Raw genomic sequence first — 20,565 nt, 5'->3', positions numbered from 1 at the left:
GGGCGGGGCGGGGCGGCGGGACGATGCGCTTGGCGCGCAGGTCCTTGATGACCAGCCGGGTGATGGTCTTGAGCGCGTCCATCACGCCGCGGCCGTTGGCGGCGGCCGTCTCGAAGTCGGGGACGCCGCGCGGGTTGAGCTCCCGGCGCAGCTCCTCCACGGAGAGGATGTTGTCCAGGTCCCGCTTGTTCCACTGCATCACCAGTGGGAAGCGGTCCAGGCGGATGCCGTTCTCCAGGAGGTTCTCCTCCAGGTTGGCCAGGGACTCGCGGTTGGCGTCCATGGCCTCCGCCTGCGAGTCCGCCACGAACACGACGCCGTCCGCGCCCTGGAGCACCAGCTTGCGGGTGGCGTTGTAGAAGACCTGTCCGGGCACGGTGTAGAGGGCCAGGCGCACGGAGCAGTCGCCCACGCGCTCCACCTTCACCGGCAGGAAGTCGAAGAACAGCGTCCGGTCGCCTTCGGTGGCGATGGACATCATCTCGCCGCGGTGGGCCGGGCGAACGGTCTCGTAGACCTTTCGCAGGGTCGTCGTCTTCCCCGACAGGCCGGGGCCGTAGAAGACGATCTTCGCGGCCACTTCGCGGGCCATCAGGTTCACGCTGCTCACGGTGTCAGCTTACCTAGAACGACTCGGCGCCCGGCGCCAGTTGCGGGGCGAACATTCGCGGGCGTCCCGGCCCGGTGCTCGGCCGCGAGCAGGGCGAAGAGGGCCGCCTCCTTCGCCTCCTCGGGGAAACCCAGCACGTCCAGCCGCTCCAGCGGCACCGGGGCCAGCCGCGCCCGCAGGTCCGCCATCAGCACCGGATTCCGCGTCCCGCCGCCGGAGACGTACACCGCCTCCAGTCGAGGAAAACGGGGGCGCACCCAGGTGTCGAAGGCGCGCGCGGTGGCCTCCACGGTGAAGGCGCGCGCGGTGGCCATCAAGTCATGGGGCCGCTCCGGGGCCGCCGCCCAGAGCCGGTCCACCAGCGGCTCTCCAAAGCCTTCACGGCCCGCGCTGCGCGGTGGTGGCCGCGCGAGGAACGGATGCGCGAGCAGTTCCTCCAGCAGCGCGGGGATCACCTGGCCCCGGGAGGACAGGCTCCCGTCCCGGTCGCACGCGAGCTGTCCCTGCGTCACCCGGCGCGCCAGGCCGTCCAGCACCATGTTCGCGGGCCCGGTGTCGAACGCGAGCGTGTCGTCCACGTTCTCGCCCACGACGCTGATGTTGGCGATGCCGCCCAGGTTGAGGAACGCGCGCGTGACGTCCGGCCGTTCGCGGTTCCGGAAGACGGCCCAGTCCAGGTAGGGCACGAGCGGCGCGCCCTGGCCGCCCACCGCCATGTCGCGGGTGCGGAAGTCGCTGACGACGGGCAGGCCGGTGCGCTCGGCGATGACGGCCGCTTCGCCAATCTGGAGCGTGGATGCGATGGCGGACAGGTCCGAAGGCAGGTGGGCCATCGTCTGGCCGTGCGAGCCAACGACGTGGACGTCCTCGCGCTTCACGCCCGCGCGAGCGATGACGGCCAGCACGGCTTCAGCGAAGCGCTCCCCCAGCTCGAAGTTGAGGGCGCAGAGGCTCCGGGCATCCTGGGGGCCCAGCACCCGCGCGACCAGGTCCGGCGTGAAGGGATGGGAGACATGCGCGAGCAGCTGGAGCTTCACGTCCGCGCCGGTGCCGTCCACCCGGCACAGCGCCGCGTCCGCCGCGTCCACGCTGGTGCCGGACAGCACGCCCACGCACAGCCGGGGCGGCAGGGAGGGGGAGGGTGGCGTGGCGGGGCGCATGCCCCAAGTCTAAAGGCCAGCTCCCACGGCCGCCGGACCCCGGCCCGGAGGGCACCCCGTGTGTCTGGGAATGACGCCCTCCCTGTCGGATTCCGGAGGAAGCCCGCTCAGCGCGAAGGGCGCCGACGCGGCCGCTGCCCTGAAGCCGCTCGGACCGCCGCCGGACGTTCGAGCCCTCGCAGGCCCGCGTCCTTCAACTGGCGCCGTGCCTGGGCCGCCGGAAGCCCCGTGAAGTGCATGGCCAGCGCCAGCTTCACGTGGTCGCCCGCGGCCTGGAGAAGCGCCGCTGCACGAGCCGGGGGCAGGTCCGTCAGCTCCGCGACCATGCGCACCGCGCGGGCCCGCAGCTTCGTGTTCGTGGGGCGCACGTCCACCATGCGCCCCCGGTACACGTGGCCCAGCGACACGAAGGCCGCGGTGGTGATGGCGTTGAGCACCAGCTTCGTCGCCGTGCCCGCCTTCAGCCGCGTGGAGCCCGCCACCACCTCCGGCCCCGTGCGCGCCAGCACCACCGTGTCCGCGCGCATGGCCGGCCCCGGCGGGTTGCAGCACACCAGCACCGTGTGCGCCCCACGCTCGCGGGCCTCGTCCAGCGCGCCCCGGACATAGGGAGTGGAGGCCGACGCGGAGATGCCGCACACCACGTCCCGCGCCGTCGCCCGGAATGCCCGCACCGCCCGGGCCCCCGCGGCGACGTCATCCTCGGCGCCCTCCACGGCACGCGTCAGGGCCCGCCGGCCGCCAGCCATGGCCGCCTGGACCCGCGTCGCCGGGACACCGAAGGTGGGGGGACACTCGCTCGCGTCGAGCACGCCGAGCCGACCGCTGGTTCCCGCGCCCACGTAGAGCAGCCGGCCGCCAGCGCGCAACGCTTCCGCCACGGCCCGGGCCGCCGCCGCGATGGACGGCAACGCCTCACGGACCGCGCGGAGCGCGATCAGGTCTTCTTGATGCAACCGTCGGACGACCGCCTCGACAGGGAGGAGGTCCAGGTCATCCGCACGGGAATGGAGCCGTTCGGTGGGCGGAAGCGCGGACTTTCGAGCGCGCGTCATGCCCACCGGAAGGCTCCCGGACTTCAGGCGGCCTTGGTCACCTTGCCCGCCTTGATGCAGCGGGTGCAGGCCAGGACGCGCCCGATGGTGCCGCTCACGTTCGCCCGGACCTTCTGCAGGTTCGGCAGGGTCCGCTTCTTGGTCTTGTTGTTCGCGTGGCTGACGTTGTTACCCACCAGCGGACGCTTCCCACAGAGGTCGCACTTCCACGCCATGACTGCTAACTCCTTGAAAACTGGGGCGTTCGACAGCAGCCCATAAAAGAGCGGCGGACCCTACCAGAAACAGGCCGGAAATCCAGCCGGATCCGACCCGGGACCTATCCCTTGAGCGGATCCTTCTTCTTCAACATCTCCTGCACCAGCTTCGCGGCCCGCATGCCCGCGAGCAGCTCGCCCTCCAGGCCCAGGCCGGGCAACACCTCGCGGCCGGCCAGGATCACGTTCTTCGCGGGCGTGCGCTGCTTCAACCCCGTGACGCCCAGGAAGGCTTCCGTTTCGAAGCTGTAGAGCGGGTGGGGCATGAGCCGGCTGCCGCGCACTCCCCCGGCGTCCAGGTAGGGGACCGAGCGCAGCGCGCGGTGCTGCTTCGTGAAGGGCATCAGCCGGTCCAGGTGCTCGTCGATGCGCTTCGCCAGCGCCTGGAGGTGCTCCTCGCCCTCTTCGCGCGCGGAGGCCGGGACGAAGGCGCCCGCGCACACCACGCGCACCCCCTCCACGTCCTTGTGCCCCGAGGTCGCGGCCGTGCGCGCCGGGTGCTGCTGCACGAGCAGCGGGCCCAGCTCCGGGTCCTGCGTGTCCACGAGCACCAATTCGCCCATGCCGCGCGGGAGCGCCGCCTCCGGCACCACCCAGTTCACGCTGAAGAGCAGCGACTTGATGTTGGACTGATCCAGGTGCTCCAGCAGGCCGCGGTGGTGCTTCTTGTCCGTCACCAGCCGGCGCAGGGCCCCGGAGTCCGTGGCCGTCACCAGGCACGACGCGCGGTAGAGCGTGTCCGAGCGCACCAGCTTCACGCCGGAGAACTTGCTGCCGTCGAACGCGAGCTCCTCGACGATGAAGCCCGCCGGGTTGTCGCGGCCCAGCACGTCGCCGCCCAGCTCCGTCAGCCGCCGGGTGAGCACGTCGCGCAGGGCGTCCATGCCGCCGGGGTAGGTGGACGGCGCGGTGAGCACCTGGGACAGGGCCCGCGTGTGCGCCAGGGGCGCGCCAGGCTTCTCCAGGTGGACGAGGAAGGGGAGCAGGCCGCGCACCAGCGACAGCGCCGGATCCTCGCCCGCGAGCCGGGGCGTGGCGTCCAGGGCCGGGTGCTCCTTGATCTGCCCCTTGAGCTTCCAGCCCTCGAAGAAGCCGTCGGGCGGCAGCTGGGGCCCGGCCTTGAAGAAGGCGTCGGTGGCCTCGTGCTGCGCGGCGCTGCCCGCGAGCGCGCCCTGGATGCCCTCGCCGGCCTCGCCGAACTCGCGCGTCAGCTCCGCGCGGCGGCGGGCGGCGTCCCCGACCAGGTCTACCCGGTTCCGGGGCAGCACCAGCTGGAGCTCCGGCGCGTGGGGGCGCAGCGCGCGGCCAATGGCGGTGGACAGGCCCAGCTCGCTGAGGGCCTCGTCCACGGCGGGCATCGCCTTCAGGGGCGGCGCGACGAAGGGGGCGTAGGGCAGCACGAAGCCGTCGTGCTCGTAGCCGGGCCCCATGCCGTCGTGCTCCACCAGCAACACGCGGTGGTTGCGCTTCGCCAGGAGCGCGGCGGCGAGCGCGCCTCCGACCTGGCTGCCCAGCACGATGACGTCATACACGTGCCGGGACGGGCCCGAGGGGAGCTTGAGTTTGGCGGCGGACGTCGACATGGCCGCCGAACACTACACAACGTCACCGCGTCTGGCGCCCTTTTGGCGCCCCGGGTGTCCCTGGGGTGGGGCGTATGTGCCCCCCTCAGGCCCTGGAGGCGAAGAGGCGCGCGAGCAGCTCCGGAGGCAGCGTGTCGAAGTCCGGGGCGGTGTAGTGGGCTCCCGCGTTCTTCAGCGCCTCCGCGGTCGTGGTGGTGGTGATGCCCACGGTGACCATGCCGGCGGCGCGCGCGGACAGCACGCCGTTGATGGCGTCCTCGAAGGCGAGGCACGACTCGGGGGGGCACCTGGAGGGCCTTCGCCGCCGCGAGGAAGATGTCCGGCGCGGGCTTGCCGCGCGCCACCTCTTCAGCACCGACGACACAGGCGAAGAGCGGACGCACGGCGAGCCCGTCCAGCACCAGCTCGCGGTTGTCGTGCGGCGCGGCGGTGGCCACGGCCAGGGGCAGGTTCGCTTCGCGCAGGCGGTGGAGGAAGCCCTCCGCGCCCCGGTGCAGCGCCAGGTACGGCCGGTAGATGGCGCGGTAGTGGGACTCCTTCTCCTCCGCGAGCGCGTCCAGCTCCGCGACGGAGAGGGTACGGCCCAGGAGCTGCGGGAGGATCTCCTCGTTCTTCTTTCCCGCGAACTCGTTCTGGAAGCGTTCCGCGGTCAGGCCATCCAGTCCGAGTTTCCGGGCGAGCGTCACCCAGGCGCGGTTGTGGAAGTCCATGTTGTCGACGAGCGTGCCATCCATGTCGAAGACGGCGGCGAGCAGGGGGGCGGCAGCGGAAGTCATGTTCTCCCCAATACCGATTTCCGCCGCCATGTCACCCCTGAATCTCCCATGCGAGCCCCTTCCGGGCTGATATCCCCCACGCCATGAGCGAGGACGTGCTGCTGGAGACTCGGGGGGCCGTGGGCCTGGTCACCCTCAACCGACCGAAGGCGCTCAACGCGCTCTCCCTGGAGATGTGCCACGCGCTGCATCCCCAACTGGACGCCTGGGCGGCGGATCCGTCCGTGAAGGCGGTGGTGATCCGCGGCGCTGGCGGCCGGGCCTTCTGTGCGGGAGGAGACGTCCGCGCGGTGGCCAGTTCGGCCGCACGGTCGGATGCATCGCTGTCGCGCGAGTTCTTCCGTGCGGAGTACGGGCTCAACCATCGGATCCACCACTTCCCCAAGCCGTTCATCGCGCTGGTGGACGGCATCTGCATGGGCGGTGGGTTGGGGCTGTCCGTGCATGGGGCTTTCCGGGTCGTGACGGAGAAGCTGATGCTCGCGATGCCGGAGACGGCCATTGGCATCTTCCCGGACGTGGGCGGTGGCTGGTTCCTCCCGCGCTTCCCAGGCGAGGCGGGGACCTACCTGGGGCTCACCGGCGCGCGGTGTGACGCGGTGGATGCGCTGTGGTTGGGCTACGCGACGCATCGGGTGGAGTCCTCGCGGCTGGAGGACGTGGTGGGGGCGCTGGAAGCGGCGGACTGGAGCGGGCCGGGGCGCGAGGTGGCGGCGCGCGTGCTGCAGGGCTTCCATCAGGACGCCGGTGCCTCGGGGCTCGCAGCGCGGGCGGACGTCATCGACCGGTGCTTCCAGGGGAATCGCGTGGAGGACATCCTCGCGGCGCTGGCGCGCGAGGGGACGGCGTGGGCGGAGGAGACTCGCGCGACGCTGCTGCGCATGTCGCCCACGAGCCTGCGGGTGACGCTGCGGCAGCTGCGCATCGGGCGTGGCCAGGACTACGACACGACGGCGCGGATGGAGTACCGGTTGAGCCAGGCGCTGACGCAGCGGCCGGACTTCCAGGAGGGGATCCGCGCGGTGCTGGTGGACAAGGATCAGAAGCCGCGCTGGAGCCCGGCCACGTTGGCGGAGGTGAGCGACGCTGAGGTCGAGGCGTGCTTCGCGCCTCGGCCGGGTGACGAGCTGGAGCTGCCCGCGCTGGGCTGAGGTTACAGGTCCTCGTCGCTCACGACGGTGCGCCCGTCCGCGCGAAGCAGCGCGGTGGTGATGCCTTCACCGGGGCGCAGCACGCCTGTCTCGTAGACGCGCTGGCTGCCGCACGAGGGGCTCTTCTCCTTGAGGAGAGCCACCGTGACGTCGAACCGCCGGGCGGCCTCCAGGGCCTGCCGGGCGCCGTCCTGGAACGCGGCGGTGCGGTCCTCGCGGGTCTCCCGCGTGAGGGCCCGCGCACGGTCGGCCCAGACGTCCACGCCCGTGCCACCCGCGAGATCCACGGGAGGCCGTGGAATGCCCAGGCCCGCGGCGGCCTCCGGGCAGATGGGGATGACGGCCTTGCCCTCCAGCGCCGCGAGCACTCGCTCCGAACGCTGCGAGCGTCCGTCGTAGCGGCACGCCTCGCCCAGCAGGCACGCGCTGACCATCACCGTGGGGGCCGCGCGCAGGGCTTCCCGGCGAGCATCGCGGGCTGACGCCTCGCTTTGATCCGAGGGAACGTGCTCGGCCAGGCTCGGTGCATCGGGCGCGGCCTGCGGCGGTGCTACGGCCTTCGTCACTTCGGCGCACCGGGACTGCGGAGCGCCATGCTGTCACCCGTCACCTGTGCAGCCACCTTCGTGCGCGTCCCATCCAGCATCACCGCGCCCGTCACCGCCAGCCGCACGGCCAGGGGATACAGCCGGTGCTCCTCCGCGAGGATTCGCGCGCTCAGGCTCGCTTCGTCATCCTCAGGCAGCACGGGCACCGCCGCCTGCGCGATGATGGGGCCCGTGTCCGTGCCCGCGTCCACGTAGTGCACCGTGCACCCGGCCACCTTCACGCCGCGCTCCAGCGCCTGCTTCTGCGCATGCAGGCCCGGGAACGCGGGTAGCAGGGAAGGGTGGATGTTCAGCACGCGTCCCGGGAAGCGCTTCAGGAAGTCCGCGCTCACCAGCCGCATGAAGCCCGCCAGGCACACCCATTCCACGCCCGCGTCCGCCAGCACGCCGAGCACCGCCGCCTCGAAGTCCGCCTTCGACCCGAAGCCCTTGTGGTCCACCACCTCCGCGCGCACGCCCGCCTTCCGGGCGCGCTCCAGCGCGAACGCCGTGGGCACGTTGGACAGCACACACGCGACCTCGGCCGGGTAGTCCGCCTGCCCGGCCGCGTCGAGCAACGCCTGCAGGTTGCTCCCGCCGCCGCTGACGAGCACCCCCAGCCGCGCCCGCCGCGCGCTCATGGGTCGATGACCGCCGTGGCCTCGCCCTGGCCCGCTTCCACCCGGCCCACCTCGGACGCCTCCACGCCCCGGGCGCGCAGCACCTCCAGCGCCTTCGCCACGTCCTCCTTCGCCACCACGACGATGAGGCCCAGGCCCATGTTGAACGTGCTGAACATCTCGTCGCGCGCCACGCCGCCCGTCTTCGCGATGAGGTCGAAGATGGCCGGCTTCTTCCACGTGGACTCGCTCAGCACCGCGCGCGTCCCGTCCGGCAGGCAGCGGGGCAGGTTGCCCGGGATGCCGCTGCCGGTGATGTGCGCCATGCCCTTCACCTTCACGGCCTGGCACAGCGCGAGCGCGTCCTTCACGTAGATGCGCGTGGGCTCCAGCAGCGCGTCACCCAGCGGCCGGTCCAGCCCCTGCGGCGTCATGTCCAGGGGCAGCTTCGCGTCGTCCAGCAGCACCTTGCGCGCCAGCGAGTAGCCGTTGCTGTGCAGCCCCGACGACGTCAGGCCGATGAGCGCGTCCCCCGGCTGCACCGTCTTGCCGTCGATGATGGCGGACCGCTCCACCACGCCCACGCAGAAGCCCGCGACGTCGTACTCGCCCCGCGCGTAGAAGCCCGGCATCTCCGCCGTCTCTCCGCCCAGAAGCGCGCACCCCGCCTGCTCGCAGCCCAGGGCGATGCCCTTGACCACCTCCGCCGCGGCGTCCACCTCCAGCTTCCCCGTGGCGAAGTAGTCCAGGAAGAAGAGCGGCTCCGCGCCACAGGTGAGGATGTCGTTCACCGACATGGCGACCAGGTCGATGCCCACCGTGTCGTGGCGCCCCGCCAGGAAGGCCACCTTCAGCTTGGTGCCCACCCCGTCGGTGCCCGCCACCAGCACCGGCGCTTGGTACTTGCCGGGCGGCAGTGCGAACAGGCCGCCGAACCCACCCACTCCGCCCAGGACTTCAGGGCGCGTGGTGCGCGCGGCATGGGGCTTGATCTTCTCGACGAACGCGTCGCCGGCCTCGATGTCTACTCCGGACTGCTTGTAGGTCGTTCCCACGGGCCGGCCTTGTACCCCTCCCGGGGGCCCCTGTCTCGGGCCTCGGATGGGACGTGTCGGGTTTGCGGCGGCGTGCTGCCCTCGGGCGCCCGCACGATATCGGTCTGGGATATTTGACCGGTGGGGTGGGGGCTGATTGACTCGCGGGCCAGATGGGCGCCGAGGAAACCCTCTTTCAACGTTTTGGCAAGGAGTTCCCCAAGGGCACCGAGCTCTTCCGCGAGGGAGAGATCGGCAAGGAGATGTTCGTCATCCAGTCCGGGAAGATCGCCATCTCCAAGCGCGTGCGCGACGTGGAGAAGGTGCTCGCCGTACTGGGCCCGGGCGAATTCTTCGGCGAGATGGCCATCATCTCCAACAAGCCCCGGAACGCCTCCGCCGTGGTGCATGACGACGCGAAGCTGCTCGTCATCGACCCCAAGACCTTCGAGGCGATGATCCGCGGCAACGCGGAGATCGCCGTGCGGATGATCAAGAAGCTGGCCGAGCGCCTCTCCGAGGCGGACGCCCAGATTGAAAACCTGCTCCACGGCGACCCCGCCAGCCGCGTCGTGCATCAGATCCTCCAGGCCTGCCAGACGCGCGGCCGGCCGCTGGAGGAGGGCGTGGAGGTGGACTTCGCCATCCGGGAGATGCCCCGGCAGATTGGCGTGGGCGAGCCCGCCGTGCGCAGCATGCTGGAGCGCCTGGAGCGCGCGGGCCTCATCGAGCGCAGCGGTGACCGGGTGACCGTGTACGACACGGCCCGCCTGCATGACTTCCTCAACTACCTCGAGATGAAGTGGAAGTTCGGAGACCTCTAGCGTGAAGCTGCAAGTCCTCGGGTGCCACGGCGGCGAGCTTCCCACGTGCAGGAGCACCTGCTTCCTCGTGGACGACGTGCTCGCGCTCGACGCGGGCGCACTCACTGGCACGCTCTCGCTGGATCAGCTCTGCAAGGTGGACGACATCCTCGTCGGCCACAGCCACTTCGATCACGTGAAGGACCTGCCGCTGCTCGCCGACCTGGTCATCGGCCGCAGGGACAAGCCCGTCACCATCCATGCCTCCCGCGAGTGCGCGAAAGCGCTGCGCGAGAACATGTTCAACAACTCGCTGTGGCCGGACTTCACGCGCATCCCCACGCGCCACAAGCCCGTCCTGGCCATCAAGACCTTCCGCGCCGGCAGCACCTTCCAGGTGGGCCCCTACACCGTGAAGAGCGTGCCGGTGAGCCACCCCGTGGAGTCGTGCGCCTTCATCATCAGCGACGGCAAGACGTCGCTGGCCATGAGCGGTGACACCGGCCCCACGGACAAGCTGTGGAAGGCGCTCAACGCCACGAAGAACCTGAAGGCGCTGCTCCTGGAGGCCAGCTTCCCCAACAGCCTCCAGGCCCTGGCGGACATCTCCGGCCACCTGACGCCCGCCACCGTGGGCTCGGAGCTGCGCAAGTTCGACCGCAACGGCGCGCAGGTGATGCTCTACCACCTGAAGCCCGCCTTCGTGACCCAGCTCAAGAAGGAGCTGGCCCCGCTGCCCGTGAACGTCCTGGAGCTGGGCGAGACGTTCCAGTTCTAGGGACGTGCCGCGGCGCGGCGTACGCGGGTATTGACGGTTCGCGGCGGCCGGATTAACCCCCGGGCCTCATGGCCTGGTTCTCCAAGAAGCCCCGCATCGCCGTCGCCGCTGATTCCGAGAAAGCCGCCGAGCCCCAGCCCTCCCGCATGCAGGGCCTCTGGGCCAAGTGCGAGCAGTGCGACGAGATCATCTACCGCCAGGAACTCGAGAAGAACTGGATGGTGTGCATGCACTGCGAGCACCACCATGCCTGGACGGCTCGCGCGCGGCTGGCGGCCACGCTGGATCCGGACTCCTTCGAGGAGTTCGACAAGGAGCTCGAGCCCCAGGACCCGCTCGGCTTCACCGACTCCAAGAAGTACAAGGACCGGCTGAAGTCCACGCGCAAGAACCTGGAGGAGAACGACGCGTTCATCTCCGGCGTGGGCCGCATCGAGGGACACCCCGTGTCCATCGGCTCCTTCGTCTTCGAGTTCATGGGCGGCTCCATGGGCTCCGTGGTGGGTGAGAAGGTCACGCGCGTGTTCGAGCGCGCCTTCGAGCTCAAGTGCCCTGCGGTGGTGTTCTCCGCCTCCGGTGGCGCGCGCATGCAGGAGGGCATCTTCTCCCTGATGCAGATGGCGAAGACGTCCGCGGCCATTGCCCGCTTCCGCACCAGCGGCAAGCCGTACGTCTCCGTGATGCTCAACCCCACCACGGGCGGCGTGGCCGCGTCCTTCTCCTGGCTGGGCGACATCATCCTCGCGGAGCCCAAGGCCCTCATCGGCTTCGCCGGCCCGCGCGTGATTGAACAGACCATCCGCCAGAAGCTGCCGGAGGGCTTCCAGCGCTCGGAGTTCCTGCTGGACCACGGGATGATCGACGCCATCGTCCACCGCAAGGACCTGCGCGCGAAGCTGGGGCAGATCCTCGGCATGCTGGGGTAGGGCGGCGGGCCTTCCACCCATGGACGCGCCCCGCGCCGCCCCCCGGACTCCGGAAGAGGCCCTGCGCTTCTTCCAGGCGCTCAACCCCTCCGGCATCAAGCTGGGGCTGGAGCGGGTGCGGGACGCGCTCGCCGCGCTGGATCACCCGGAGCGGGACTACCCGGCGCTGCACGTCGCCGGCACCAACGGCAAGGGCAGCACCTGCGCCTTCGTGGCGCGCGCGCTGGAGGCTTCCGGGCACCGCGTGGGGCTCTACACGTCCCCGCACCTGGTGCGCGTGAACGAACGGATCCGCGTCTCCGGTGAGGACATCCCGGACGCGGTCTTCGGGCAGCGCATCCTGGAGGTCCTGGAGCGCTACCCCTCCGCGCTGTCGGATCCGATGACGTACTTCGAGTTCGGCACCGTGGTCGCGCTCTGGCACTTCTCCCGCGAGCGCGTGGACGTGGCCGTGCTGGAGACGGGCCTGGGCGGCCGGCTGGACGCCACCACCGCCGCGAACCCCGTCGTCACCTGCGTCACCCCCGTCTCCTTCGACCACATGGAGTACCTGGGGCACTCGCTCCGGGAGATCGCTGGGGAGAAGGCCGGCATCTTCAAGCCCGGCGTCCCGGCGGTGCTTTCCCGGCAGGAGCCGGAGGCCCTGGACGCGCTCCTGCGCCGCGCGGAGCAGCTGGCCGTGCCCGTCCAGGTGGAGGGCCGCGACTTCGGCATCGTCCCCGGGTCCGATGGGACGCTGTCGTATCGGGGCTCCTGCTGGTCGCTCGACGGCCTCACGCTCGCGCTGCGCGGTCCGTACCAGCACCAGAACGCGGCGGTGGCCCTGGCCTGCCTGGAGGCCCTCCAGGCCCGGGGCGTGGCGGTGACGCCGGAGGCCGCGCGTGAGGGCCTGGCCACCGCGCGCTGGCCGGGGCGGCTGGAGGAGGTGGCCCAGGGGCCGACGGTGGTGGTGGACGGGGCCCACAATCCGGCGGGCGTGGCGGTGCTGCTGGAGGCCCTGCGCACCCTCTACGCCGGGCGGCTGTTGCACCTCGTCTTCGGGGTGGTGGCGGACAAGGACCGGGGGCCGATGATGCGGGCCCTGTTTCCGCTGGCGGCCTCCGTGCACCTCACGCCGCTGGACACGCCGCGCTCGCTTGCTCCGGAGCGATACATCGCTGAAGCACGGATTTTGTGTTCACGGGTCGTCGCGCACTCCTCCCTGGAGGAGGCCCTTGCCGGAGCGAGGGCCGATGCAGTGGGTCGTCCGGACGGCGTGGTCCTCGCTACAGGCTCACTGTTCCTGGTAGGCGCCGTGAAGCGATGGGTTGACCGAAGCCTTGGCGCGATGCGGTAGCAGCAGTAACTTTGCGACATGCGCCTGCCGGACTGGAGATCAGCACTCCCGGGACCTCCGATGCCCACCGTCGATGAGGTCGACTTCCGGGCGCTGTACTCCAAGACCAACTACGTGGTGGAGACGGCGGACGGCTGGTCGCTCGTCATCACGCGCTACCGGCCGGTGAAACAGGCGTTCGCGCAGCCGCTGTTCGGTGAGCCGCTGCTGCTGGTGCACGGCTTCTCCCAGAACCGGCACACGTGGACGAGCGGCCAGTTCGTCAAGAACCTGCTCTTCTTCGGCGTGGACATCCACATCCTGGAACTGCGCGGGCACGGCAAGAGCTCCATCGCCTTCCAGAAGGAGCGCGCGGAGCGCTTCAAGCGCCCGCTGCCGCAGGACCTGGACTACGGCTGGGACCTGGACAGCTACTTCCTCTACGACCTGCCGGCGGCCGTCTCCGGCGTCAAGCGCATCACCCGGCGCGAGCGCGTCTTCTACTGCGGCCACTCCATGGGCGGCATGCTGGGCTACGGCTACGCCGGCATCCACGACGACTTCGAGGGGCTCATCACCATCGGTTCGCCCGCGGACCTGGGGCGCGGCTTCATGCTGCTGCGCGCGCTGGCGCACGGCTCACCCCTCGTCGCGAGCGCCGTGGACCTGACGCTGGGCGGACTGAACCTCAACCGCCGCGCGTCCTCGCTGGGCCGCTCGCTGCTGGCGAAGGGGGCGGGCGCCTTCAGCCCCGCGCTCCAGAAGCGCCTGGAGCCGGATTCGCCCAAGTCGCTCGTGTTCAACGCGGTGCCGGTGGACGTGGTGCTCAAGTGGGTGGAGCGCCAGCTGTCGCACGCGGACGAGTCCGCGCTGTATCAGCGGTTCACGCGCAAGCTGAACCGGCTCATCAACACCGAACGCGTCAGCCGGGACGACATCCGGTGGCTCCTGCGCGAGGGCGGCGAGCGCGAGCCCCGCAAGGTGATTGAACAGTTCGCCCGGTGGATCCGCCGCGGCGAGATGGTTTGCTACCGCACGGACTACGACTTCAAGCGGGGCTTCGGGAAGATTGAAATCCCCATGGCCATCATCTTCGGGGACATGGATCCGCTGGCATCCGTGGAATCCACGCGCAGCGTCTACCGCGCCGCGAAGAGCGAATACCTGCTGTGGCGGCCGGTGAAGGGCAACAGCCACGTCGAGCTCACCATGGGGCACGACATCCGGCAGATCTGCTACGACATCAAGAACCTCATCGAGTACACCCGCACGCACCGCACGCGCTCGCCGTCCATGCCGCGCTTGCGTTGAAGCGCGGACGTTCCGGCCAGACTGAAAAGTTGGTGCCTCCCGGGTGCGTGATAATTTCGCGCGCGTCTGTCTTCTGACGCATGGCACGGGAGTGGTCGATGAAGGGCTTGGCGGTGTCGCTGCTCGGGTTGTGGCTGGTGCCCCTGGTGGCGCTGGCTCAGCAGCCGGTGGACTACAACACCATCACGTCCGTCACCGTCAGCGGCGGAACGGTGGAGATCACCGGCAGCAAGAAGGCGGACTTCAACAGCTTCACCATGACGGACCCGCCCCGGCTCGTCATCGACGTGTCCGGCGCCGTCTTCAAGGACGTGCCGGAGGAGCTGCCGGTGGGCAACGGCACCGTGACGGGCATCCGCACGCAGGCCTACGGCACGGAGTCCTCGTCCATCGCGCGCATCCTCATCGGCTATGAGCGCGAGGTGGAGACGGACATCCAGACCTCCGGCAACAAGCTGGTGGTGAAGGTCCTGGGCAGCGGTGGCGGCGCGGTCGTCGCGCAGGCCGGTCCCACGGAAGGGCAGGGCGCCCCCGCGCAGGGGGATACCGCGGCCAACACCCAGGCCGGCTCCAACGCGCAGGACGCGGCCCGCGCCGCCGCGTCGGACCGGGAGGCGCAGACCCAGGCCGTGAAGGCCGCCGCCGACGCCGCCCGGGCGGAGCGCGAGGCCCAGGAGAAGGCCGCCGCCGAGGCCGCCGCCCGTGCCAAGGCGGATGCGGACGCGGAGAAGAAGCGCCAGGAGGAGGCCCAGGCCTCCGCGAAGCGCCAGGACGAGGAGCGCCGCGCGTCGGAGCAGGCCGCCGCCGCGGAGCGCAAGCGTCAGGAGGCGGAGGCCCAGGCCGCCGCGAAGCGCGCCGAGGATGAGCGCCGCGCCACCGCGCAGGCCGCCGCCGACCAGAAGCGCCAGCGGGAGGAGGAGGCGAAGGCCGCCGCCCAGGCCGCAGCGGAAGAGAAGCGCGCCGCGGCCCAGGCCGCCGCCGAGGAGCGTCAGGCCGCCGCGAAGACGGCCGCGGAGCAGAAGCGCTCCGCCGCGCAGGCCGCCGCCGAGGCGAAGCGTCAGAAGGACGAGGAGCGCCAGGCCGCCGCGCAGGCCCGCCGCGAGGAGCAGCAGTCGGCCCGCGAGGCCGCCGCCGAGGCGAAGCGCCAGCGTGCCGAGGAAGCCCGTGAGCGCCGCGAGCAGGCCGTGGCCGCCCGTGAGCCGCGCGCCCGCCCCAGCCAGGGCAGCGCCGCGGCCGAGTCCCGCGAGAGCGGCGGGGGCGCGGTGTCGTCGCGCCGCAAGACGATGACGCAGATTGGCTTCCAGCAGCAGCCGGACAGCTCGCGCGTCTTCGTGCGCACCAACGAGCCGGTGCGCTACACGGTGAACGGCTCCGGCAAGCAGGTGGTCCTGGAGCTGGAGAACACGCGGGTGGTGGAGTCCAACAACACGCTGCCCCTGGACACGCACTTCTTCCCGTCGGCCGTGTCGCGGGTGGAGGCGTTCTCCGGCGCGGGCCAGACGGTGCGCGTCGTCATCCAGCTGAAGCAGGGGGTTCGTTATGAGACACGCCAGGAAGGCGGCCTCATCACCCTCGACTTCCCGCGTCCGGGCCGGTAGGACGGGGCGGGCGCCGTTGCCGGCACGGCGCCCACCGCCCACGCCTCCCGAATGTCCTTCCTTGCCCCGGTCGTCCTGACGCTCTGGGTGTCGGCCCAGATTCCGCTGGCCACGCAGGTGGAGCTCCCCACCGGCGAGGTCGTGGAGTTGGCGGCCGACTACGTCGTCTTCGAGAACGACATCCTCACCGCCCGGGGCCACTGCGAGCTACGCAGCGGCCCCAACGTGCTCCGCGCGGATGAAGTGACGTACAGCGAGGCCACGCAGGTGGCCACCGCCACCGGCAACGTGATGTTCGTCAGCGGCCTGATGGCCGCCATCGCGGACGACGTCCGCGTGGACCTGCGCACCAACGAGGCCAACGTGAAGGGCGGCCTCTTCATGCAGAAGAAGGGCGTCACCCCCGAAGCGCTCCAGGCCGCCAAGACGCCGGACGAGCTGCGCAAGATGGGAGAGACGCCCGTCCTGATGAGCGGCACGCGCATCCGCCGCACCGGGGAGACGTCCTTCTCCGTGGACGGCCTGGCCTTCACCCCGTGCCAGTGCGGCCCGGGCGAACCCAGCTGGCGCGTGGAGGCGAAGGAGGCCAACGTGAAGATGGGCGAGCGCGCCATCCTCACCTGGCCCGTGGTGTACGTGCAGTCCGTGCCGGTGTTCGCGCTGCCGTGGCTGTACCTGCCCCTGGCCCAGCGCCGCTCCGGCCTGCTCATCCCCCGCCCGGCCAACTCCGGCCTCAACGGCTTCTCGCTGGAACAGCCCGTCTTCCTCACGCTGGGGGAGAGCTACGACCTGACGTTCACCCCGGGCATCTACACGGGGAGCAGTGACCTCGACACGCTCCGGGTGGACGCGGCGGGCAACCCCATCTTCGAGCCCCGTCTCAACGGCGTGAAGGGGCCTCGGCTGCACACCGAGTTCCGCTACGTCCCCAGCGACCGCACCCGGGGCCGCGCCACCCTGGGGTTCCTCTACGACCTGCGGCCCCGGCTCAATCCGACCACCTTCTTGTTCATGCGCGAAGGGGGCACCGACACCGGCGCCATCCTGGACGAGAAGCGGGGCCTGCGCGGCGAGGCGTCCTGGCAGCACACGCAGGACCTGGGCGATGGCTGGCACGACCGCGTGGACGCGTACTTCGTGTCGGACGGCTTCTACACGCGCGACCTCACCGCCGACCTGCTGGTGCAGAACACCAACTACCTGCGCAGCACCGCCGTGGTGTACCAGCGCCGCGACGAACGCTACCTGGGCCTGGACGTGTCGCTGCGCCAGGACCTGCGCTACCCGTTCCGCTTCTTCCAGACGAACCCCATTCCCGCGGTGGCGTCGCTGAGTGGCGTCGCCACCGACCCCCACGGCCCCACGACGTTCCAGCGCCTGCCGGGCATCACCCTGGCCCTGCCGCAGCGGCCCCTCTTCGGCGGGCGCGTGATGGGCGGACTGCAGGTGGAGTACAGCCGGCTGGCGCCCCTGCGCAGCGGCGGCTTCGCGGACGACGGCTCCGACGGGCTCTACTCGCTCAACGGCTTCTGGCGCCCCGAGGGCACGCCTCCCGAGGGCGCGGCCGTGTTTGATGCGCTGCAGGGCAACGGCGTCCTGGACCCCACCGAGCGCGAGGGCCGCGACCGCGTGGCGTTGGCCTCGCGCCTGTCCACGTCCTACGGGCTGGGCAACTGGGGCCGGCTGACGCCTTCCGTGGGGCTGCGCCAGGACGTGTCCGTGGGCGAGGTCTCCGGCCGCACCGCCGCGCGCGGCTACGCGCTGGCGGACCTGGTGCTGGACTCGCAGCTGGCGCGCACCTTCGCGGACCGGGACACGCTCTACCGGCACACGCTGTCCCCGTCGGTGAACCTGCGCTACGTGCCCGGCGGCTGGGGCCACGGGCTCACCGCCCTCAACGGCATCGGCACCGGCACCGTGCCGCTCATCTATGACGAGTGGGACTCCGCGGTGCCGCTCCAGTCCGACGGCAGCGTGCGCGGCTTCCTCCACGCCGTGGTCGCCGTGGACCAGACGTTGCGCGTGCGCAAGGGGCCCACGACCCGCGAACCGCTGCGCCTGCGCATCGGCCAGGGCTTCGATTTGTCGCGCGTCGCGCCCGTCGCGGGCCGGGACCTGGTGCAGGGCAGCGTGCTGCGCGACACCTTCGCGCGCCTGTCCGCCAGCGCCGGCGTCCTCACCGCGGGCGCGCTCGTGCGCATGGATCCCACGACGCTCGACATCACCCAGCTGTCCGCCGACTTCACCATCGACAATGGCAAGGGCAACGCGCTGTACGCTCGCTACGACGACCTGCTGGCCGTGAAACAATTGTCAATTGATCGTGGGTTGGATCCTTTGGCACAAGGACCCGATTTCGCGCGTCGGGGAGTGGACATGCTGGTGGGAGACGCACCTCGTCCCCTGCCGTCCCACAACGACCAACTCGACCCCTCTCCGACCGAACGGGCACAGGCTCTCACTGTCGGTACGCGAATCAAGCTCGGATTCGGGCTCGGGTTGCGATACGAAGCACTGGTGCAGCCGCTTTATAAGGATCTGATTACCCAGGAAAGTCAGCCCCTTGCACAGCAGACCTTTGGCGTGTCGTATGGACCCGCCTGTGACTGCTGGCGGATCGAAGGGGTTGTGATCCTGCGGCGCAATCAGACGCCGGAATTCGCCGGCGTGAATTTGAGTGTGGCCGGATTCGGATCCTTCGGGTCGGGAGGGTAGGAATCACCCGCCGTACGCGAGCGTTGCACACACCTCGGAAACATCCCCCCTAGAGGAGAAGTACTTCGTGTCGGATCTCGGAAAAAGAATTGGCCAGCGCATTCGCGAGCTTCGCACGCAGCGCCCGGAGCGATGGACGCAGGAGGAGCTCGCGGAGCGAGCGCAGATCAGCGTGTCCTTCCTGTCGATGATCGAACGCGGCGAGCGCGTGCCCCACGTGGAGACCCTGGCGGCCCTTTCCAACGCCCTCAGCGTCAGCCTCGGTGAACTCTTCACGGGCACCGAGCAGACGCCCGCCCAGACGGAGGACCTGCTGCGTCCCCTGTCTGACTTCGCCCGCGCGCGCGGCCTCAACGCGCGCGACGTGGACCGCCTGCTCGGCGTGGCCCGCGTGATGTTCAACGGCTCGGCGGCCTGAGTCTCCTCCCGGGGAGGGCCCTTCCCCGTGCGTGTCCCTTCCGCCCGCCTCCCCCCCGGCGCGGCGGAGGGCCCCACGTAAGGATTGACCCCGGAGCCCCGCGTCCGTAGCGTGGTTGGCTGATTCTCGAATCAACCAGCCGTGGGAGGACGCGTGGGCCAGCAGAAGACGGCGCCGGAGAACGGGACGCGGGAGAGCGAGCGCCGCCGCACCATCCTGCGGGCCGCCATCGACGTGTTCGCCCGCAAGGGCTACCACGGCTGCCGTATCGCGGACGTCGCCAAGGAGGCGGGCGTCGCGTACGGGCTCGTCTACCACTACTTCAAGAACAAGGATGAGCTGCTGGAGACCGTCTTCGAGACGGGCTGGAGCGGTTTCATCGCGCGTGCGCGCGCCGTCGCGGAGAGCGAGGGGCCGCTGGTGGAGAAGGTCCGCCGCATCGCGGACGTGGCCTTCGAGGCCTACCGCGTGGATCCCCGCGCGGTGAAGGTGCTCATCCTCGAGATTGCCCGTTCACCGGCGGGAGCCCGCATCAACCGGCAGACGGCCTTCGTGGACGTCATCCGCCTGAGCGCGCAGATGTTCACCCGCGCGAAGGAGGCGGGGGAGCTGCGCCCGGACGTGGATCCGCTGCTCGCGTCCGCGCTGCTCTTCGGCTCCATCGAAATGGGGCTCACCGCCTTCGTCGTGGGGCTGGCGGACGCGCGCGACACGGTGATGCTCGAGCGCGCCAAGGCGCAGATCGCCGACTCGTTCCTCCACGGCGTGCTGCTGAGCGGCGCCTCCTCCAAGGCGGAGCCCGCGAAGCTTGAGCTTCCGCAAGGCGAGGAGCCCCAGGCCGCGGCCCCGCTGAAGCGGGAGAAGGCCGCGCCCAAGGCCCGGACGCCCAAGCGCGGCTGAAGAAGGCCGCGCGGCGCGCTACGGGTTGCTCAGGCCGGGTGCGTTGGTGGCCACGCCCGGCGCTTCCGGGGCGCCGGTGAAGTCCAGCTTGAGCAGCGTCTGTCCATCCACCCAGCGGTCATCCGCCTTCACGCCCCAGTGGAGGTGCGGGCCGGTGACGCGGCCGGTGCTGCCCACCAGGCCCAGCGCGTCGCCCTGCTTCACCCGCGCGCCGTCCTTCACGTCGATGCGCGACAGGTGGAAGTACGCGGTGTAGAGCCCCGCGCCGTGGTGCACGAGCACGGTGTTGCCGGACGCGTAGTTGTCGCGCGTCATCACCACGGTGCCGTCGTTGGCGGCGACCACCGGCGAGCCCGTGGCGCCATCCAGGTCCACGCCGAAGTGCTGCGTCTGCAGCTTGCCGTTGAACGAGCGGCGGTCGCCAAAGGGCGCCGTCACCGTGGCCTCGCGTGGCCAGGCGAAGTTCTGGCCGAACAGCGGCGTCTGGAAGGGCTGCGCGAACGCCGCGGCGAACGCCTTGCGGTCCGCCTCCATGCGCGCCTTCACCGCCTTGGGCGGCTTCACGTACTTGTTGGCCACGCGCAGCTCGCGCTCGCGGAAGCCCGGCGCGCTCACGTGGAGCACGCCGGACAGCAGCACCGGCAGGCCACGCCCGGGGGCCGTGACGTCCACCGCCACGGTGCCTTCCGTCTGCTCCACCGGCAGGCTGGTGAGGGCCGCGTAGCCGTTGTTCCACGCGAAGAAGCGCAGGGGCCGGCCCTCGATGGTCCCCGTGGGCAGCGAGGACGCGCCGCTCACCGTCACCAGCACCGGGTCGCCCGGCTTGGGGTTGGAGGGCTGCAGCGCCAGGCGCGGCCCCTCCACGGGCGCCACCTTCAGCGGCGCCAGCTCTCCCTGGAGCACGGCGGAGGGGGCGGCGGGCGTGGCGGCGGCGAGCGCCGGAGACCCGGAGGCGAGCAGGGAGAGGA

The 20,565-nt window shown here is 70.8% G+C and carries 19 protein-coding genes and 1 pseudogene; 10 read left to right on the top strand and 10 right to left on the bottom strand.

What is annotated here, in order from left to right; all coding sequences use genetic code 11:
- The 6 genes and pseudogenes from D7V80_RS31450 to D7V80_RS31425 form a co-directional block, all read right to left on the bottom strand.
- Positions 1-610, bottom strand: a 610-nt coding sequence (locus D7V80_RS31450; protein WP_233585864.1) for an ATP/GTP-binding protein, incomplete at its 3' end; no start/stop codon positions are given.
- Entirely contained in the window at positions 607-1,770 is a 1,164-nt protein-coding gene (locus D7V80_RS31445; protein WP_014398136.1) for an anhydro-N-acetylmuramic acid kinase, read from the bottom strand. The genes D7V80_RS31450 and D7V80_RS31445, both read right to left, overlap by 4 nt.
- 107 nt (positions 1,771-1,877) lie before the next feature.
- On the bottom strand, positions 1,878-2,825 hold the full coding sequence (gene murQ / locus D7V80_RS31440) for an N-acetylmuramic acid 6-phosphate etherase (protein ID WP_120591640.1): 948 nt from the start codon (positions 2,823-2,825) through the stop codon (positions 1,878-1,880).
- A gap of 23 nt (positions 2,826-2,848) precedes the next feature.
- Complete coding sequence (gene rpmB / locus D7V80_RS31435; protein ID WP_120591639.1) at positions 2,849-3,040, bottom strand: 50S ribosomal protein L28; 192 nt, start codon at positions 3,038-3,040, stop codon at positions 2,849-2,851.
- A 104-nt stretch (positions 3,041-3,144) separates the two neighbouring features.
- Positions 3,145-4,665: an NAD(P)-binding protein gene (locus D7V80_RS31430; RefSeq protein ID WP_120591638.1), complete on the bottom strand. Its 1,521-nt coding sequence runs from the start codon at positions 4,663-4,665 to the stop codon at positions 3,145-3,147.
- Between the two features lie 85 nt (positions 4,666-4,750).
- Positions 4,751-5,441, bottom strand: a pseudogene (locus D7V80_RS31425) (HAD family hydrolase).
- Positions 5,442-5,524: 83 nt separating this feature from the next.
- Here D7V80_RS31425 and D7V80_RS31420 point away from each other — a divergent pair.
- The gene (locus tag D7V80_RS31420; protein ID WP_120591637.1) at positions 5,525-6,592 is read left to right on the top strand and encodes an enoyl-CoA hydratase/isomerase family protein; all 1,068 of its coding nucleotides are present in this window, start codon (positions 5,525-5,527) and stop codon (positions 6,590-6,592) included.
- Positions 6,593-6,594: 2 nt separating this feature from the next.
- On the opposite strand, the gene D7V80_RS31415 is transcribed toward D7V80_RS31420, so the two are convergent.
- The 3 genes from D7V80_RS31415 to purM are packed head-to-tail and all read right to left on the bottom strand — an operon-like array spanning position 6,595 to position 8,854.
- On the bottom strand, positions 6,595-7,158 hold the full coding sequence (locus tag D7V80_RS31415) for a DUF523 domain-containing protein (RefSeq protein ID WP_233585862.1): 564 nt from the start codon (positions 7,156-7,158) through the stop codon (positions 6,595-6,597).
- Complete coding sequence (gene purN / locus D7V80_RS31410) at positions 7,155-7,820, bottom strand: phosphoribosylglycinamide formyltransferase (protein WP_120591635.1); 666 nt, start codon at positions 7,818-7,820, stop codon at positions 7,155-7,157. The genes D7V80_RS31415 and purN overlap by 4 nt, the downstream gene beginning before the upstream one ends.
- A complete protein-coding gene (purM, locus tag D7V80_RS31405; RefSeq protein WP_120566513.1) occupies positions 7,817-8,854 on the bottom strand; it encodes a phosphoribosylformylglycinamidine cyclo-ligase in 1,038 nt (345 codons plus the stop codon). Before purM ends, purN begins: the two co-directional genes overlap by 4 nt.
- A 152-nt stretch (positions 8,855-9,006) precedes the next feature.
- Between purM and D7V80_RS31400 the strand changes: the two genes are divergently transcribed.
- The 9 genes from D7V80_RS31400 (at position 9,007) to D7V80_RS31360 (ending at position 19,597) form a co-directional block, all read left to right on the top strand.
- Positions 9,007-9,657 carry a Crp/Fnr family transcriptional regulator gene (locus D7V80_RS31400; RefSeq protein WP_014398127.1) on the top strand — a complete coding sequence of 217 codons (651 nt, stop codon included), beginning with the start codon at positions 9,007-9,009 and terminating at the stop codon, positions 9,655-9,657.
- A gap of 1 nt (position 9,658) precedes the next feature.
- Positions 9,659-10,414, top strand: coding sequence for an MBL fold metallo-hydrolase (locus D7V80_RS31395; protein ID WP_120591634.1), 756 nt, complete (start codon positions 9,659-9,661; stop codon positions 10,412-10,414).
- A 68-nt stretch (positions 10,415-10,482) separates the two neighbouring features.
- Entirely contained in the window at positions 10,483-11,340 is an 858-nt protein-coding gene (gene accD, locus D7V80_RS31390; RefSeq protein ID WP_120591633.1) for an acetyl-CoA carboxylase, carboxyltransferase subunit beta, read from the top strand.
- A 19-nt stretch (positions 11,341-11,359) separates the two neighbouring features.
- Positions 11,360-12,676: a folylpolyglutamate synthase/dihydrofolate synthase family protein gene (locus D7V80_RS31385; RefSeq protein ID WP_233585860.1), complete on the top strand. Its 1,317-nt coding sequence runs from the start codon at positions 11,360-11,362 to the stop codon at positions 12,674-12,676.
- An 18-nt stretch (positions 12,677-12,694) separates the two neighbouring features.
- Positions 12,695-13,966, top strand: a complete 1,272-nt coding sequence (locus D7V80_RS31380) for an alpha/beta fold hydrolase (protein WP_043321899.1) — start codon at positions 12,695-12,697, stop codon at positions 13,964-13,966.
- A gap of 98 nt (positions 13,967-14,064) precedes the next feature.
- On the top strand, positions 14,065-15,564 hold the full coding sequence (locus D7V80_RS31375) for an AMIN domain-containing protein (RefSeq protein WP_199738903.1): 1,500 nt from the start codon (positions 14,065-14,067) through the stop codon (positions 15,562-15,564).
- Between the two features lie 51 nt (positions 15,565-15,615).
- Positions 15,616-18,279: an LPS-assembly protein LptD gene (locus D7V80_RS31370; RefSeq protein WP_120591631.1), complete on the top strand. Its 2,664-nt coding sequence runs from the start codon at positions 15,616-15,618 to the stop codon at positions 18,277-18,279.
- A 67-nt stretch (positions 18,280-18,346) separates the two neighbouring features.
- A complete protein-coding gene (locus D7V80_RS31365) occupies positions 18,347-18,697 on the top strand; it encodes a helix-turn-helix domain-containing protein (RefSeq protein ID WP_014398120.1) in 351 nt (116 codons plus the stop codon).
- Positions 18,698-18,850: 153 nt separating this feature from the next.
- A complete protein-coding gene (locus D7V80_RS31360) occupies positions 18,851-19,597 on the top strand; it encodes a TetR/AcrR family transcriptional regulator (RefSeq protein WP_120591641.1) in 747 nt (248 codons plus the stop codon).
- Between the two features lie 18 nt (positions 19,598-19,615).
- Here the strand turns inward: D7V80_RS31360 and D7V80_RS31355 are convergent.
- A partial coding sequence (locus D7V80_RS31355; protein WP_147447271.1) for a M23 family metallopeptidase occupies positions 19,616-20,565 on the bottom strand: 950 nt, incomplete at its 5' end.

This window comes from Corallococcus sp. CA054B (assembly GCF_003611625.1).
In the GTDB taxonomy this organism is placed as follows: domain Bacteria; phylum Myxococcota; class Myxococcia; order Myxococcales; family Myxococcaceae; genus Corallococcus; species Corallococcus coralloides.
The sequence above is the reverse complement of the archived record's forward strand: the minus strand, read 5'-3'. Positions and strand labels throughout refer to the sequence as shown.